This is a genomic window from Sphingopyxis sp. MC1, from assembly GCF_000371385.1.
In the GTDB taxonomy this organism is placed as follows: domain Bacteria; phylum Pseudomonadota; class Alphaproteobacteria; order Sphingomonadales; family Sphingomonadaceae; genus Sphingopyxis; species Sphingopyxis terrae.
This window is the reverse complement of record NZ_AOUN01000002.1, coordinates 376,613-392,131: the sequence shown is the minus strand read 5'-3', so window position 1 is coordinate 392,131 and position 15,519 is coordinate 376,613. Positions and strand designations below refer to the sequence as shown.

The 15,519-nt window shown below is 64.9% G+C and carries 12 protein-coding genes and 1 tRNA gene; 4 read left to right on the top strand and 9 right to left on the bottom strand.

What is annotated here, in order from left to right:
• Positions 1–67 precede the first annotated feature (67 nt).
• Entirely contained in the window at positions 68–1,627 is a 1,560-nt protein-coding gene (locus EBMC1_RS02405; RefSeq protein ID WP_003039976.1) for a fatty acid--CoA ligase, read from the top strand.
• An 11-nt stretch (positions 1,628–1,638) separates the two neighbouring features.
• Positions 1,639–2,832 carry an acyl-CoA dehydrogenase family protein gene (locus tag EBMC1_RS02400; RefSeq protein ID WP_040589322.1) on the top strand — a complete coding sequence of 398 codons (1,194 nt, stop codon included), beginning with the start codon at positions 1,639–1,641 and terminating at the stop codon, positions 2,830–2,832.
• Here the strand turns inward: EBMC1_RS02400 and EBMC1_RS02395 are convergent.
• Positions 2,827–3,459 (bottom strand): glutathione S-transferase family protein, encoded by a 633-nt coding sequence (locus tag EBMC1_RS02395; RefSeq protein WP_003039970.1) that lies wholly within the window; start codon positions 3,457–3,459, stop codon positions 2,827–2,829. The genes EBMC1_RS02400 and EBMC1_RS02395 overlap by 6 nt on opposite strands.
• Positions 3,456–4,388, bottom strand: a complete 933-nt coding sequence (locus EBMC1_RS02390) for a DMT family transporter (RefSeq protein WP_003039967.1) — start codon at positions 4,386–4,388, stop codon at positions 3,456–3,458. Before EBMC1_RS02390 ends, EBMC1_RS02395 begins: the two co-directional genes overlap by 4 nt.
• Positions 4,389–4,529: 141 nt before the next feature.
• Here EBMC1_RS02390 and EBMC1_RS02385 point away from each other — a divergent pair.
• A tRNA-Trp gene (locus EBMC1_RS02385) sits at positions 4,530–4,605 on the top strand.
• A 79-nt stretch (positions 4,606–4,684) separates the two neighbouring features.
• Here EBMC1_RS02385 and EBMC1_RS02380 read toward each other — a convergent pair.
• From EBMC1_RS02380 to EBMC1_RS02350, 7 genes are all read right to left on the bottom strand, one after another.
• Positions 4,685–5,176, bottom strand: a complete 492-nt coding sequence (locus EBMC1_RS02380) for a MarR family winged helix-turn-helix transcriptional regulator (RefSeq protein ID WP_003039964.1) — start codon at positions 5,174–5,176, stop codon at positions 4,685–4,687.
• Entirely contained in the window at positions 5,173–6,381 is a 1,209-nt protein-coding gene (locus EBMC1_RS02375) for a serine hydrolase domain-containing protein (RefSeq protein ID WP_003039961.1), read from the bottom strand. Before EBMC1_RS02375 ends, EBMC1_RS02380 begins: the two co-directional genes overlap by 4 nt.
• An 85-nt stretch (positions 6,382–6,466) precedes the next feature.
• A complete protein-coding gene (locus EBMC1_RS02370) occupies positions 6,467–7,633 on the bottom strand; it encodes an acetyl-CoA C-acyltransferase (protein ID WP_003039959.1) in 1,167 nt (388 codons plus the stop codon).
• A gap of 1 nt (position 7,634) precedes the next feature.
• The gene (locus EBMC1_RS02365; protein ID WP_003039956.1) at positions 7,635–8,864 is read right to left on the bottom strand and encodes an acetyl-CoA acetyltransferase; all 1,230 of its coding nucleotides are present in this window, start codon (positions 8,862–8,864) and stop codon (positions 7,635–7,637) included.
• A 1-nt stretch (position 8,865) separates the two neighbouring features.
• Positions 8,866–10,557, bottom strand: coding sequence for a class I adenylate-forming enzyme family protein (locus EBMC1_RS02360; protein WP_003039955.1), 1,692 nt, complete (start codon positions 10,555–10,557; stop codon positions 8,866–8,868).
• A gap of 2 nt (positions 10,558–10,559) precedes the next feature.
• On the bottom strand, positions 10,560–12,056 hold the full coding sequence (locus EBMC1_RS02355; RefSeq protein ID WP_003039952.1) for a carotenoid oxygenase family protein: 1,497 nt from the start codon (positions 12,054–12,056) through the stop codon (positions 10,560–10,562).
• Complete coding sequence (locus tag EBMC1_RS02350; RefSeq protein ID WP_003039949.1) at positions 12,053–13,024, bottom strand: NAD(P)H-dependent flavin oxidoreductase; 972 nt, start codon at positions 13,022–13,024, stop codon at positions 12,053–12,055. Before EBMC1_RS02350 ends, EBMC1_RS02355 begins: the two co-directional genes overlap by 4 nt.
• 124 nt (positions 13,025–13,148) lie before the next feature.
• On the opposite strand from EBMC1_RS02350, the gene EBMC1_RS02345 reads away from it, so the two are divergent.
• Complete coding sequence (locus EBMC1_RS02345; protein ID WP_040589152.1) at positions 13,149–15,434, top strand: TonB-dependent receptor; 2,286 nt, start codon at positions 13,149–13,151, stop codon at positions 15,432–15,434.
• Positions 15,435–15,519: the final 85 nt, after the last annotated feature.

Genomic DNA, 15,519 nt, shown 5'->3' with positions numbered 1-15,519 from the left:
TTGGCTGCCGAAGCTTTAGCGTCCTTCTCGATTGCAAATAGCAACGCGATTCGAGGAGAGAGGATCGATGGCTGCCGACGTTTCGGATCTTGTCAGTTTCGACGAATTCATCACCCACTGGGCCGCCGACCGGCCGCAGCGCATTGCGATGCGCGAAGAGGACCGATTGTTCACCTATGCCGAGCTTGAGGAGCGGACCGCGCGCGTGGCGAGCGCGCTGCGCGCCGCGGGGCTTGAAAAGGGCGATCGCATCGCGTGGATCGGCAAGAACAGCGATCTCTATTTCACGCTTTTCTTTGGTGCCGCGCGCGCCGGGATCGTGATGGCGCCGATCGGCTGGCGGCTGTCGCCCGTCGAATGGGCCTATATCATCAACGATACCCGGGCGAAGATCGTCTTCACCGGCCCCGGCTTCGACGCGGTGCCCGATCAGTTGGCGGGCAAGCTCGACCATGCGCCGCGCATCGTCGGCGATACCGAGGCACGCGCGCTGATCGAGGCGACGCCGCGCGCGCCCTTCACCCCATCCGGTCCCGACGATGCAGTGCTGCAACTTTATACCTCGGGGACGACCGGCAATCCCAAAGGTGCCGTGCTGTCGAACCGCAATTTGTTCGCGTTGCGGAAAAACTCGGCCGACGCCGACCTTGCCTATACGAAATGGGACGATGACGAGGCGGTCCTCGTCGCGATGCCGTGCGCACATATCGGCGGAACGGGGCTGGGGATCATGGCACTGGCGGCAGGACTGCCCGGTATCATCCTCGCCGAATTCAATCCCGACGGGGTTTTCGATGCGGTCGAACAGCATGGCGTGACGCGCTTCTTCATCGTTCCCGCGGCGCTTCAGATGCTGCTGCTCCACCCGCGCTGCGGCACCGTCGATTACAGCCGGCTCAAATATATCCTCTATGGCGCGGCGCCGATCCCGCTCGAACTGCTGCGCCAGTGCATCAAGATGTTCGGGGCGGAATTCATTCAGGCCTATGGAATGACCGAAACGACCGGCACGATCTGCATGCTGCCGCCCGAGGATCATGATCCCGAAGGCAACAAGCGCATGCGGTCGGCCGGCAAACCGCTGCCCGGCGTGGAGATCAGGATCATCGGCGACGACGGGCAGGACATGCCCGTGGGGGCGGTGGGCGAAGTCGTCACGCGCTCTTCGAACAATATGCTCGGCTACTGGAACCTGCCCGAGGCGACCGCGCGCACGATGACGGGCGACGGCTGGATCCACACCGGCGACGCCGGCTATATGGACGAGGACGGCTATCTCTACATCCACGACCGGGTGAAGGACATGATCATCACCGGCGGCGAGAATGTCTATCCGGCCGAGGTTGAAAGCGCGATCTACGGCCACCCGGCGGTGCAGGAAGTCGCCGTGATCGGCATCCCCGATCCCAAATGGGGTGAAACGGTCAAGGCGGTCGTCGTGCCCAAGCCCGGGACGACGGTGGAAGAGGCCGACATCATTGCCTGGGCGCGCGAGCGCATAGCGCCATTCAAATGTCCGCGCAGCGTCGACGTGATCGAGGCGCTGCCGCGCAACGCCAGCGGCAAGATTCTTCGCAAGGATCTCCGCGCCCCCTATTGGGAAGGCTATGAGCGGATGGTGAATTGACGGCCGATCCGATGCAGAGGCAGGGGTTGGAGGCCTTCCGGCAGGAGGTTCGCGGCTGGATCGCGGCCAATCTGACCGACGATCTGCGCGACGCCGCGGCGCGCGCGACGAGCGTGTTCGTCGACAAGCCGCATGCAATGGCGTGGCAGGCGATCCTGCATCGCCATGGCTGGGCGGCGCCGCACTGGCCGCGCGAATATGGCGGGACCGGCTGGGACGAAACGCAGCGGCATATCTTCGATTCCGAACTCGCCGCCGCCGGCGCGCCCAGCCTGTCGCCGATGGGATTGCGCATGGTGGCGCCGTGCATCATGCGCTTCGGCACCCCCGAGCAGAAGGCGCATTATCTGCCGCGTATCCTGTCGGGCGAGGATTTCTGGTGCCAGGGCTATTCCGAACCGCAGGCGGGATCGGATCTCGCCAGCCTGTCGCTCCGCGCGGAGCGCGACGGCGATGATTATGTGCTGAACGGGTCGAAAATCTGGACGACCCACGCCCATTTCGCGAACCGCATGTTCTGCCTGGTGCGCACCAGCCGCGACGGCCGCCCGCAACAGGGCATCACCTTCCTGTTGCTCGACATGGCGCTGCCGGGGATCGAGGTGCGGCCGATCCTGACGCTGTCGGGCGACCATGATTTCAACCAGGTCTTTTTCGACAATGTCCGCGTGCCGCAATCGGGCCGGCTCGGCGAAGAGGATCAGGGGTGGGGCGTCGCCAAATATCTGCTCGAGTTCGAACGCTCGGCGGCTTACGCTGCGGGGCTGACGGCCGCGCTCGATCGCCTGCTGGCGAGCGCGGCGGCGCGCGATTTCGGCGAGGGCGGCACCTTGCTTGACGATCCGGCGATCCGGCGGCGTTTCGCACGGCTCTATACCGATGTACACGCGATCCATGCCGCCGAGCAGCGGATGATGGCGGCAATCGCGCGCGGGCGCAGCCCCGGCCCGGCGTCATCGATGCTGAAGGTGCAGGGCACCGAAGCGCAGCAGCGGATTCAGGAACTAGCGGTCGAAATCGCCGGTCCCTACGCGGCGCCGCACCAGTTCGCGGCGCGCGCGGCGGGCAGCAATCTGCCCTTCGTTGGGCCCGAGGATGATCTCACCGCCTCGGCCCGCTATTTCAACGGTCGCGCCGCGTCGATCTATGGCGGGTCGAACGAGATTCAGCGCAATATCATGGCCAAGCTGATGCTGGGGCTATAGCTGCGGCGCGTCGGTGCGCTGGCGTTCGCGGGCGCGAAGGAAGGCGGGGCGGGCAGTGCAGCGATGCAGCCAGTCGGCCGTCGCTTCGCCCAGCACGTCGGCCGCGCCCAGCGTCGTCGCAAGGAATGCGGCATAGCCGATGGCGATGTCGGCGGCGGTGAATCGCCCGGCGACCAGCCATTCGCGCCCGTCGGCGAGCGCCGCCTCGATGCTCTTGGCGCGACCGCCGAAGAAGGCCTTGTAATCGTCGACCGCCTGCGCGAGCCGGCGCTCGGCGGGTTCGACCCGCGTGTAGCGGATCATGATCGCGAGCGGGAAGGTCAGCGTGGCATCGCTGCGGTGCAGCCAGTTGCGATAGTCCCAATAATCGGCTTCGTCGCGGCGCACCTCGAGCGCGCTGCCCTCGACGATGCGTTCGCATATGGCCGCCGATTCGGTCATCAACCGTCCGCCTTCGACCCAGCCCGGAACCGTCATCAGCGGATTGACCGCGCGATACTCGGGCGCAACGGCGCGCGGCGGAAAGGGCAGGACGCGCAGGTCGACGTCTGCGCCCACCTCTTCGACCGCCCACAGGCAGCGCAGCGAGCGGGCATCGGGGCAATGGTAGAGGATGGGCGGGGTCATGCGGTGATATCCTTCATCCGTTCGATATGCAGGCGATGCTCGCGCCAGGCGATGAACAGCCCGCTCGCGACGATCAGCGGCGCGCCGACCCAGGTCGTCTCGGCGGGCAGAGTGCCGAAGAAGAACCAGCCGCAGGCAATCGACCACAGCAGGCTCGAATAATCCATCGGCGTCACCACGGCGACGGGCGCGAGACGCAGCGCGCCGGTCAGCGACAATTGCACCACCGCGCCGAGCAGGCCGAGCCCGATCAGCAACGCCCATTCGCCGGCGCCGTGCGCGGTCATCACGAAAGGCAGCGCCAGACCGAGCGGCAGCATAGAGATCAGGCTGAACCAGAAGACGATCGTCATCGGACTTTCGGTCCGCGCGAGGTCGCGGACCTGGATGGTGATCAGCGCGGTCATCACCGCCCCGCCGAGCGCGATCAGCGTGCCGAGCCCGTGATGGCCGGTGAAGCCCTGCGCAATCAGCGTCGTCGGATTGAGGACGAGCAGGACGCCGAGGAAACCGACCAGCACGGCGCTCCACCGCTGCCACCCCGTCGGCTCGCCGAGGAACAGCGCGGCAAAGATCACCGCGAAGATCGGCACCGACAGGTTTATCGTCGTCGCCTCGGCCATGGGCAAAAAGATCATCCCGCCGAAGTTGAGAGCCATGCCGGTCAGCCCCATCATCGCTCGCCGCGCATGGGTGCCGATCCGGTGGGTGCGATAGATGGCAAGGCCGCCCCGCGTCAGCGCCCAGCCGACGAGCATCGGCAGCACGATCGCCTGCCGCCAGAACAGGCTCTCGACGATATGGATGCCCGCGGCGTCGATCCGCTTTACGAGCACGAACATCAGGGAGAGGCTGAGCATGGCGAGCAGCCGCAGCGCGATGCCGCCCAGATAATGCTGCGAAACCTCGGGGGACGGGGCGGTGCTCATGCGCCGTTTCGCATATCAGCCTGCCGATGCTTTGCAAGCTAGGGTTCCGACGCCGCGGTAAGGGCGGCAACAATGTTGGGGCACCGCGCGCAATCCCCTTGCGCGCGGCCCCCCGTTACGGCTAAGGGCGCACTCCGGCCTAGGGGTATAGCTCAGCTGGTAGAGCATCGGTCTCCAAAACCGAGGGTCGCGGGTTCGAATCCTGCTGCCCCTGCCAGGCCGGACCACGGCGGCTCTCCAAGTGTGCGCCGTTCCAGCGACATATTCAATTGGCGGGAGCTTTCGTGGCGTCGTGGTCAAGGCCGCGCCGCATGTGCCAAAGCGCGGTCGAGAAGCGAGCGCTCCGCCAGCGCATCGTCCAGACGGTCGAGGAGCGGTATCAGATCGCCGGCTTCGGCATTGAGTTCGGTGGCGCTGTCGCCGAGCGCCTGCCAGAGTCCGGCGAGTTCTCTGGTCAGCGCCTCGCCTTTCGGCGTCAGCGCTATCGGACGTCTTCGCGCATCCTTGCCGTCGGTGAGACTGTGGACGAAGCCCTTGGCCTCCAGCGAACGCCGCGCCTGGCTTATCGAGACATGGGTTAGACGCAGCGCCGACGCGATGTCGCCTACGGTCATCGGCCCGTTGCGTATGATCTGATTGAGAATCCCGAACCATCGCTGCTCGAATTCGATGCCGAATGCGGCATATAGTTGAGCGCTCTCGCGATCGATCCGTTCGGACAATCGGCGCAGCCTGGCGCCCAGTGCCGCGCCGCCGGCGAGCCGGCTGTAATCGGGCTGTTCGCTCATGAGAACGCGTTCCCGAGCGTGAACAGTTTGCGCGCGATGGCCTTGATCGCGGTTTTGCTGGATGCGGTCGCCGAGCCATTGGCGAGGATTGCAACCCCGGTCGTCGTCGCGGGATCGACATAGACCGCCGTGAAAACGCCGGGATCGCCGCCCCAATGATTGATGCGCGGCGCGCCTTCGCCCTCGGATTCCATCCAGCCGAGCCCCTGACCGGTCAGCCAGGCCGGCAGACCTGGCGGCTTTTGCATGTGGAGCATCTCGTCCATCGAGGGTTCGGCGAGCATCCGGCGAGACCCGGTGCGGCCGCGATTTGCCGACGCCGCGACGAAGGGCATGAGGCCCGAGATCGAGGCGCGGAGCATGCCCGCAGGCCAATCGGGAAATCCGACGGGCGCAACAGGGACAAGACGCTGCGCGTCGATTTCATAGGGCGTGACGCGAAGCCCGGCCGGAACATCGGCGAGGGTCCACGACAGATGATCCATGCCGAGCGGGCTGAACAGCCGGCGCTGCAGATAGGTCCTGAAATCGACGCCGGCGACGCGCGTGCCGATATAGCCGAGCAGGCCATAGCCGACGTTGGAATAGTCATAGGCCCGTCCCGGTGGCGCGCCGGAAAAGCTCCCGGTCGCAGAATAATGCGTTCCGCCGGGAACCAGATAACTGCGCAGGAAATCGCCGAGTGCGAGCGGCGAATCGTCGCCGTGCGTCCGGAAATCCACCGCATAATAGGTGGCATCCGAGATGCCCGACATATGCATGAGAAGGTGGCGCGCGGTAATATTTTGCTCGGGCGCTGCCGGAGAAACGACCGCGAAGTCGAGGTAGCGGTTGATCGGCGCGTCGATATCCAGCCGTCCCTCCTCCGCCAGCATCATGATCCCGGTGGCGGTAATCGTTTTCGTCACCGACGCGAGGTGAAACATCGAATCGACGGTGACGGGCCGCCGCATGGCAATGTCGGCATGGCCGCAGGTTCGCGACAGCAGCACTTTGCCCGATCGCGCAAGACCGACGGCAAGGCCTGCCATCCCGCCGCTGCGCCTCTGGTCCGCAAGGAAGCGGTCGAGGTTTTCGGCGGCGGGCGAGCGCGCGAGCGCTGGCGGCGCGAGCGCAACGGCCGAAAGCGCTCCGGCAAGAAAGTATCGGCGGCTCGCCGTGGCATGGATGGAAGCCGTCAATGCGGCCGAAGGATCATCGATCATCGGCCATCAATGTAGGTTCCTACATATATTGTCAAGACTGGTAATTCGTGCGTCCCTATGCGCTCGCCGTCGCATCACCGCTGCTTCAGGAGCGATCGATTCGTTCCACGATCAGGGCGGCGCCAACCCCCATCGCGCCCGTTACGACCACGAGCCCCAAACGCCCGTCGCACGTATCGAGCGCGTCGAGCAGCGCCGACGTCAGGATCACGCCGCTGGCGCCCATCGGATGTCCCTTTGCCAGATGACCTCCGCCGACGTTCACCCGCATCGGATCGACATCATAATCGCGCAGGAATTTGGCGATGGTGACCGCGAAGGCTTCCATGAATTCGATGCGATCCATGGCGTCGATCGTCAGTCCGGCGCGTGCCAATACCTTGTCCATCGCGGCGAAGCCGGCGGTCAGCGACGCGGCCGGATCGCCGCCGCATTCGGCAAAGGCGACGACGCGCGCGCGCGGGGCGTCGCCGAGCCCGTCGGTTCCGAGAAGCGCGAGGCCGGCGCCGTCGCAGATTGGCGGAGCGTGGGCGATGCTGTGCAGCGGCGCAAAGCGCACGCCGCCGAGCGCCGCGGCATATTGATCCTGCAGGTCGCCAAAGGCCGGCGGTGTGTCGGCGAGGGTTTCCGCGCTGGTTTGCGGGCGCAGGCATTCCTCGCGCGACAGCGCGCCGGTGTCGATGCGCGAGCGTTGCAGCGCCGGTCTGTCCTCCGCCGCCACCGCGCGCTGCTGTGACAGGAGGGCGACCGCGTCGAGGTCGGCACGCGCGATGCCTTCGGCATGCGCGAGCCGGTCGGCGCCGAGAACCGGCGGAACGAAGCGGGCGTGCGGCGGCAAGTCCGCGGCGGTGTAGAAGCTCGCCCGGTCGCCCAGAAAGGGCGCGCTGCTCATCGATTCGACGCCGCCGGCGAGCACCGAATTCATCTCGCCGCTCGCCACCCTCGCAATCGCATGGCCGATCGCCGAAAGTCCCGATGCGCAATAATTGTTGATGCTGTGCGCGGTGGTTTCTTGCGGCAGACCGGCATGGAGTTTGGCGACCAGCGCGATGTGGCCACCCTGCGTGCCGCTCTGCGTTACGCAGCCGAGCAGCAGCGCGTCGGGCGCGGCCGCCGCATCGCCGCCGCGCGCGCGCAGCGCTACAATCTGCTGGCGAACCAGTTCCTGCGGGCTGAGCTTTGCAAGGCCGCCGTCCGGCCGCGCCTTGCCGCGCGGTGTCCGCACCGCGTCGTGGATATAGACGTCGGTCAAATCAGGTGCCGACGACGAAGCTGACTGCGGTCGTGGCGCTGCCGCCGACGTTGAAGGTCGCGAAATTGCGCGCGCCTTCGACCTGATAGTCGCCGGCATTGCCCGTCACCTGCCGCCAGCCGTCGAGCAGCATCCGTACGCCCGTCGCGCCGACCGGATGGCCGAGCCCGATTAGCCCGCCCGACGGATTGACCGGCAGCTTGCCGCCGAGCGCAATTGTCCCGTCCTCGACCGCGCGCCAGCTTTCGCCTGGCTTGGTGATGCCGAAATGATCGATCGCCATATATTCGGTGATCGAGAAGCAATCATGCACCTCGACCCCGTCGCACGCATAGATGTCAGGCATCTCGGCGCGGCGCAGCGCGTCCATCATCGCCTTGCGCACGCTGGGGAAGACATAGTCGCCGCCGCGGCTGTCGGCGACCTTGGTCGAATAGAGCAGGGGGGCGGTGGCGTGGCCCCAGCCCTTGATGCGCGGGATGCTGTCGAGCGGAATGCCGCGGCGCTTCGCATAGGCCTCGGCAACCGCGCGCGAGGCGAGGAAGATGGCGGCAGCGCCGTCGGTCACCTGTCCGCAGTCGGACTTGCGCAGGCTTCCTTCGATCAGCGGATTGACCTCGTCATTCTCGCCGAGATGATCGTCGGTCACCGCCCAGCCGCGCGTCTGCGAGTTGGGGTTCTTCTTGGCATTGGCGAAGTTATTTGCCGAAATGGCACGCAGATGCGCGCGATCGAGCCCGAAGCGCTCCTCATATTCCTCCGCGACGCGCGCGAACATATACGGCCACAGGTAGCGCGCCTCCTGCGCCTCGCGCCCGGCCCATGCGGCGGCGCCGAGATATTCGGCGGCGCGCTGGCCGGGCACATTGCGCATCAGTTCGATGCCGAGGACGAGCGCGAGGCCATAGCGCTCGGCCTCGATCTCGGCCGCTGCGGCGAGGATCGCAATGCTGCCCGATGCGCAGGCGGCCTCGTGGCGCGAGGCGGGGATGCCCGCAAGGTCGGGGTGGACATGGCCGAAGAAGCCGCCGAGCTGGCCTTGGCCCGCGAACAGTTCGCCGACGAAATTGCCGACGTGCGCGGTTTCGACCTCGCGGGGTTCGATACCGGTCGCGGCGAACGCGGCTTCGGCAACGTCGCGGAACAGCTCGAACAACCCGCCGCCCTCGCGTTCGAGGTTGCGCGAGAAGTCGGTTTGCGCGCCGCCGAGGATGAAGACATCTTTCGCCATGTCAGGCTTCCTTTTCGAGAGTGGCGAGCGCCATTTCGCGCACTTCGCTGCGCATCACCTTGTTCGTGACGTTGCGCGGCAAGGCGTCGAAGCGGAACAGGCGCTCGGGCAGTTTGAACACCGCGAGGTCTTTTTCGCGGAGATAGTCGGTTACGTCGGGCAGCCCCACATCCACGCCGCCGCGCGGGACATAGGCGAGGCCGATCCGCTCGCCCATCTTCGCGCAGGGCAGCGAAAAGGAGCAAGCCTCGGCGAGCAAGGGATGGCCGCCCAAGAGCTGGTCGATCTCCTCGGGCGAGATGTTCACGCCGCCGCGGATGATCAGATCCTTGCAGCGCCCGACGAAGCGATAGAAATCGCCGCCTTCGGCAATTTCGAACAGGTCGCCGGTGCGGAACCAGCCGTCGGCTGTGAAGGCTTCGGCGGTGCGCTCGGGCGCGTTGTGATAGCCCTCGAACAAGGTCGGTCCGCGGATTTGAAGTTCGCCCGAGATGCCGTCCGCCTCGATCGGATCGCCGCCGCCGGGCGGGACGAGGCGGCTTTCGATATTGGGCGCGCGGCCCTCGCCATAGGGGCGCCGATAGGTGCCGCGGCGCGGGAACAGGCTCGCGCGCTTGTCGGGATCGGGCATGTCGCCCTCGCCGGTGATGAAGCTCATCCCCTCGTTCGACCCGAAGACGTTGACAATGACGATGCCGAGCTTTTCCTGAAAACCGCGCACCATCGCGGGCGCGAGCGGTGCCGAACCCGAAGCGATGACGCGCAGGCTGGAGAGATCGACGCTCGCCAGCAAAGCCTCATTCTGCAGCAGCATGTTGAGCACGGCGGGCGGGGCGATCGTCAGGCTCGGCCGTTCGGTCGCGATCTGCCGAAGATAGATGGCGGGATCGAAGGGATGGTGCAGCACCATCGTACCCGCGCTGGTCAGCCAGCACATGGTGATGCCGCCGATGCTCGCCATATTGATGAGCGGGAAGGGGTTGAGCAGGACATCGCCCGGCCCGACCTTCATCGCCTCGTATCCTGCCCCGGCGACCGCGATCCAGTGGTTATGGCTGCGCGGGACGCCCTTGGGCACGCCGGTGGTTCCCGAGGTCCAGCAGATGGTGAAGATGTCGTCGGCATCGACCGGGTTCGCGGCGACATGGGCTGCGAGAGCTCCGGCGTCGCCGCTGGCGGCCGAGAGGTCGATCGCGCCGACGGGCGCCTTGGGGCCGAAGGTCATCAGCCGGACACCATCCAGCAGCGGCGCTGCTACGCCGACATGGTCGCAACCCTTCATCTGCGTCGCGCAGACGAAGGCTTTGGGCTCGACAACGCCGATCATGCCTTTCAGCTCATGGCTGCGATATTGCACCGCCGCCGGGCTGACGATCGCGCCGATCTTCGCCGCCGCAAAATAGAGCGCGACGAACTCGCTGATGTTCGGAAGCTGGACGAGCAGCACATCATCCTTGCCGATCCCCGCCGCGACGAGCGTGCCCGCGAGCCGATCGATCTCCGCCGTCAGCTCGACATAGGTCAACCGCTGCGGATCGCCGAAAGCGAAGTCGGCGCGATTGGGGGCATCGACCAGTGCGAGCCGATCGGGATGGGCGGCAGCATTGGCCGCGAACAGATCGGCGAAGGTGCGATCGCCCCACCAGCCACTTTCGCGATAGCGCCGCCTTTTATCCTCTCCCGCGACGATCATCGTCAGGCGGCCAGCACGCTGTTCGGACCCATGCCTATGTCATCGCCGCTCGCCCAGACGGTGTGTGTGCCCGAACAGATGCGCTCGGGCAGGATGATCCGGCACACTGGCCCCGCCGCGATATTCTTGGCGTCGATCAGCACGCATTCGGACGTGTCGGTTTCGAGGTCGGCAATGAAGGAAACGAGATAGCCGTCGTCCTCGTCCTTGGCATCGATGCGCGGCGCGAAGGGGGCCTCGCTGCCGAAGCGGCCGGGGCCGAACTCATAGGATTCGCTCGTTCCGGCGTTAAGGTCATGCTTGACGAGGCCGCGGAACAGGAACCAGCCTGGCTCGGGGATCGCGCTGTATGCGTAACGGTAGGGTTTGCCCGCATAGCGCTGGTTGAACATGCCGAATTCGAGATCGCGGTCGTCGAGCCTTTGTTCGGTTGTCTTTCCGGTCTTCAAGTTGAAGCGCCAGCGGTGGAGGCGCGGCTTCAGGAGTCCCTGATCGAGATAGGCCATCATCCGTTCGAGCCCCTCGGGCGCGTTCGGATAGGATTTCGGCATCGGCTCTTCCTGATAATAGCCGTCGAGGATGATCTCGTCGCCTTCCTCCCAAGCGTTCAGCCAGTGGAGCGTGTAGGTCGGCGCGGCTTCGAACCAGCGGATATCCTCGGGGTTTCCGTGCCGCGGGATGATCGCGAAGCGCGTCTTTTCATCGGGATGAAACTGGACGACGTGCAGATTCTTTTCGAGCAGTTCCGCGTTCCAGTAGAGCGGCATGTCGTTGAGGATGGTGTAATTTTCGGTGAACGCCATGTCGTGCGGCAGGCGCGGCCCGGCGAGCGGGACGGGAATATAATGTTTGAGCTTATTGTCCGCGCCGACGACGCCATAATGCATATAGGGCGCGTGCTTCGAATAGTTGAAGAACATCAGTTCGCCGGTCGCGAGGTCGACCTTGCAATGCGCCGAAATGCCGTCGAGCGGCACCCAGCTTTCGGTGCCGAACTGTTCGAGCGTGAAGGGGTCGAGCCGATAGGCCTCGCCGCACTGGTAGAAGGTCGAGATGATCTTGCCCGCGTGGATCGCGACGTCCGTCGACGATGAATCCTTGAGCCATTCCTGCGCGCCCCAGCCGTGGCGGGTCGACTTGTGCGGCGGCTCCATCAACCCGGCCCAGAGCGAGCGGCCGGCTTCCTTCTCGGCCTCGAACCCCTTGGTGCGGACAAAGCGGCTGCGATAGCTCGCGCGGCCGTCCTTGAACGAGATCGCATGGATGAACCCGTCACCGTCAAAGGGATGATAGCGGCCGATCGGTTCGTGAATCTGGTTCTCGCCGGTGCGGACGTAAACGCCATCGATGTCGGTCGGGATCGTGCCGATCACCTCGACCTCGCCATTGGCGAAGACCGCATTCCACTCGTTATAGGTCGGCCGCCACGCGCCCTTCATATAGGGATGGTCGTTCGGTTGAACGGTGGTCCGGATCGTGTCGACAAGCTGAGCGGTCATGCGATGGCTCCTTCGGCGGCTGCAAAGCGCGGCCTGGCGACGGCCGCATCATATTCTTTCACGAGACGGTCGACGATGTCCGCGACCGGTTCGGTCGCGCGAACCGCGCCGACGCCCTGACCCGCAGACCAGACATTCTTCCATGCCTTGGCGTCGTCCAGCGCATCGGAGAAATTGGGGCGCTTGTCCTCAGGCATGTTCGCGGGGTCGTAGCCCGCAGCGATCAGGCTTGATTTCAGCCAGTTGGCGGTCACGCCGGTGATGCCCTTCGACGGCACGATGTCCTCGGCCCGCGCCGCGACCACCATGTCCTTGTAAGGCTGCGCCGCCATGCTCTCGGTGCAGGCGATCAGCGACGTGCCGAGATAGGCGAAGTCGGCCCCCAATATTTCGGCGGCCCGAATCGCCTGGCCCGTCGAGATTGCGCCGCCCAGCACCAAGGGGCCGTCCCAGAACTGCCGCACTTCCTCGACAAAGGCGAAACCGGCGGTGGCGCCGGTATGGCCGCCGGCTCCCGCCGCGACGAGCACGAGTCCATCGACGCCCGCCGCCGCAGCCTTGCGGGCGAAGCCCACCGAATTGACGTCGGCGAAAACGATGCCGCCATAGGCGTGGATTTGCTCGACGACGCGGGCGGGACTGCCGAGCGCGGTGATGACGAGCGGAACCTTGTGCCGCACGACGCAGGCGAGGTCGTCGGCAAGCCGGCTGTTCGACGGATGCACTACCAGATTGACCGCCCAGGCGGCGGCGTCGGGATCATTCGACAGCGCCGCGTCGATGCGGCTCACCCAGGCTTCCAGATCGGCGGTCGTCCGCGCGTTGGGGGCGGGAAAGCTGCCGATCATTCCGGCGCGCGAGGCGGCGATGACCATGTCGGGGCCCGACACGAGGAACATCGGCGCCGCGATTGCGGGCAGGCGTAAATTGCGCGTCAAAGCTGCGGGAAGGCCGTGCTTCGGCTTCATTCCTGTCTCCCAAAACTTACTTGCATAGCGATACTAACTTGCGTAACAGAACTTATGCCCGTTCAAGAGGCATTTGCAAGCAAAACATGCCGGCCCGTCGCCGGCAGTGGGGAGAGGGAGAATCATGAAGCATTCACTTGCTATGCTGTTGGCCGCGTCGGCGCTTGCCGGTCCCACGGCGGCGTTCGCGCAGGACGCCCCCGCCGAAAGCCAGGGCGGCCTCGACGACATCATCGTTACCGCCCAGAAGCGCGCCGAGGGCTTGTCCGACGTGCCGATCTCGATTTCCGCGGTCAGCGGCAAGCAGGTCGAAAGCTATGGGCAGACCAACCTCGAACAGATCAGTTCGTCGGTCCCGAATCTGAAGATCACCCAGACCGCGATCGCCAATCGCATCGCGATCCGCGGCATCGCCTCGGGCGACAACAAGGGGTTCGAACAGTCGGTCGCGATGTTCGTCGATGGCGTCTATTATGGACGCGACCAGCTTTCGCGCCTGCCGCTCGTCGATATGGAGCGGGTCGAGGTTTTGCGAGGCCCCCAACCGACGCTGTTCGGCAAGAATGCGATCGCAGGGGCGGTCAATATCACGACACGCAGCCCGACCGACGAATTCGAGGGGACGGTGAGCGGCCTCTATGAATTCAATCACAAGGAACTGCAGCTGACCGGCGTCCTGTCGGGGCCGCTGAGCGACGGCATCGAAGCGCGCGTGGTTGGCTATCATCGCTCGATGGACGGATATTTCTACAACCAGAAATTGAAGCGCAACGAGCCCAACGTCGATGAATATTATGTCCGCGGCAAGGTTGAGTTCGACAAGGGCGGGCCGCTCGCGGCCGAACTGAAGCTCGAATATGCAGACTTTGCGATGAAGGGCCAGCCGCGCGACGTGTTCGGCGCGGTCGGGAATTACAATGCGGTCTTCCAGGGCCCCTTCTTCGTCAGCACTGTCCCCGACTATGTGCGCGAGGATAATGGCTATGAAAGCCGCAACAAGGTGTTCGGGGCGACGCTGAACGCCGATCTGGAAATCGGCGAGCACACGCTGACCTCTGTGACGTCGCTACTCGACTATAAGACGCGCGAGATCGTCGATGTCGACTTTTCGGGGATCAGCTTTCTCGACGGCACCAATTTGCGCGAGGATTATCGGCAGTTTTCACAAGAGTTGCGTTTGACGTCGCCCGGCGGCGAGGCGTTCAATTATATCGGCGGCGTCTATTATCAGCACGCCAAGCTGGACGTTCAGGATTTCACCCTCTTCAACCCGACCTTCCTGGGGCTGGGCGCACCGTTCAACGCGCTTGGCGACACGCGCAACGACCGCGATTACAGTCAGACATCGGACCTGATCTCGGCCTTTGCGCAGGGCGAATTATCGTTGACCGACCAGCTTCGCGTTACGGCCGGCGCGCGCTTCAATCATGAGAAGAAGAGCGGCCGCCGATCGCTCGCCATCGTGCAGGGCCCGCTCAGCACCGCGCCCGCCGCCGTTGTCGCCGCGGTGTTCCGCGCGCTCAATATCGAGGCGCACAGCATCGCCGGCAAGCTGAGCGAGGACAGCTTCAATCCGATGGTCAACGTCCAGTTCGACGCGACCGACGACCTGATGCTCTATGCGTCCTATGCGCGCGGAACCAAGGCCGGGGGCTTCGACATCCGGTCCAATTCTTTGCCGACGTCGACCACGGTTGCCAAGCCCGGCGCGTTCGAATTCCAGGACGAAAGCGCCGACAATTTCGAAGCGGGGCTGAAATACAAGGGCCGCGACGTCGCTTTCAACCTGTCCTTCTATCGCACCAAATACAAGGATCTGCAGGTCAACATCTTCGACGGGACGCTCAACTTCAACGTCCGCAATGCGGCGGCGGCGCGGACGCAGGGGATCGAAGCCGATTTTCGCGCGGCGCTCGCCGAAGGCCTGACCATCAGCGGCGCGATCGCCTATCTCGATTTCAAATTCACCAACTTCACCGACGGCCAATGCTATTATCTGCAGACGCCGGGACCGGGTGGCTTCTGCGACTATAGCGGCAAGCGTAACGCGCTGAGTCCGAAATGGTCGGGTAATCTCAACGTCGATTACTGGACGCCGGTCGGCAGCGACCTCAAGCTGTCGTTCAACGTCAACGCCGACTTTTCCTCCTCCTATATCGCGGCGGCGAATCTCGACCCGCGGACCTATCAGGGCAGCTATGCGAAGCTTGGCGCCCGCATCGCCTTGGGACAGATCGACAATCGCTGGGAAGTGGCGCTGATCGGCCGCAATCTGACCGACCAGCGGATCCTTCAGACCGGCAGCGCGATGCCGCTTGCGACGACGATCACGGGCGGGGCGGGCAATGCCTATAACGGGATCGTCGATCGGCCGCGCACGATAGCGGTGCAGGTCACGGGGCGCTTTTGAACCAGCTCTCCCCCGACGGAAGCATGGGCGCGGGCACCGCCCATCTTCCGTCGGACCGGCCTTGTCGCGTGCTGTTCGGCGGAGT

What these genes read in the sequence shown, in the direction of transcription:
- EBMC1_RS02390 (WP_003039967.1), bottom strand. Translation starts at nt 4,388, where the DNA reads ATGAGCACCGCCCCGTCCCCCGAGGTTTCGCAGCATTATCTGGGCGGC.
- EBMC1_RS02395 (WP_003039970.1), bottom strand. Translation starts at nt 3,459, where the DNA reads ATGACCCCGCCCATCCTCTACCATTGCCCCGATGCCCGCTCGCTGCGC.
- EBMC1_RS02355 (WP_003039952.1), bottom strand. Translation starts at nt 12,056, where the DNA reads ATGACCGCTCAGCTTGTCGACACGATCCGGACCACCGTTCAACCGAAC.
- EBMC1_RS02400 (WP_040589322.1), top strand. Translation starts at nt 1,639, where the DNA reads ATGCAGAGGCAGGGGTTGGAGGCCTTCCGGCAGGAGGTTCGCGGCTGG.
- EBMC1_RS02405 (WP_003039976.1), top strand. Translation starts at nt 68, where the DNA reads ATGGCTGCCGACGTTTCGGATCTTGTCAGTTTCGACGAATTCATCACC.
- EBMC1_RS02375 (WP_003039961.1), bottom strand. Translation starts at nt 6,381, where the DNA reads ATGATCGATGATCCTTCGGCCGCATTGACGGCTTCCATCCATGCCACG.
- EBMC1_RS02345 (WP_040589152.1), top strand. Translation starts at nt 13,149, where the DNA reads ATGAAGCATTCACTTGCTATGCTGTTGGCCGCGTCGGCGCTTGCCGGT.
- EBMC1_RS02365 (WP_003039956.1), bottom strand. Translation starts at nt 8,864, where the DNA reads ATGGCGAAAGATGTCTTCATCCTCGGCGGCGCGCAAACCGACTTCTCG.
- EBMC1_RS02350 (WP_003039949.1), bottom strand. Translation starts at nt 13,024, where the DNA reads ATGAAGCCGAAGCACGGCCTTCCCGCAGCTTTGACGCGCAATTTACGC.
- EBMC1_RS02360 (WP_003039955.1), bottom strand. Translation starts at nt 10,557, where the DNA reads ATGATCGTCGCGGGAGAGGATAAAAGGCGGCGCTATCGCGAAAGTGGC.
- EBMC1_RS02380 (WP_003039964.1), bottom strand. Translation starts at nt 5,176, where the DNA reads ATGAGCGAACAGCCCGATTACAGCCGGCTCGCCGGCGGCGCGGCACTG.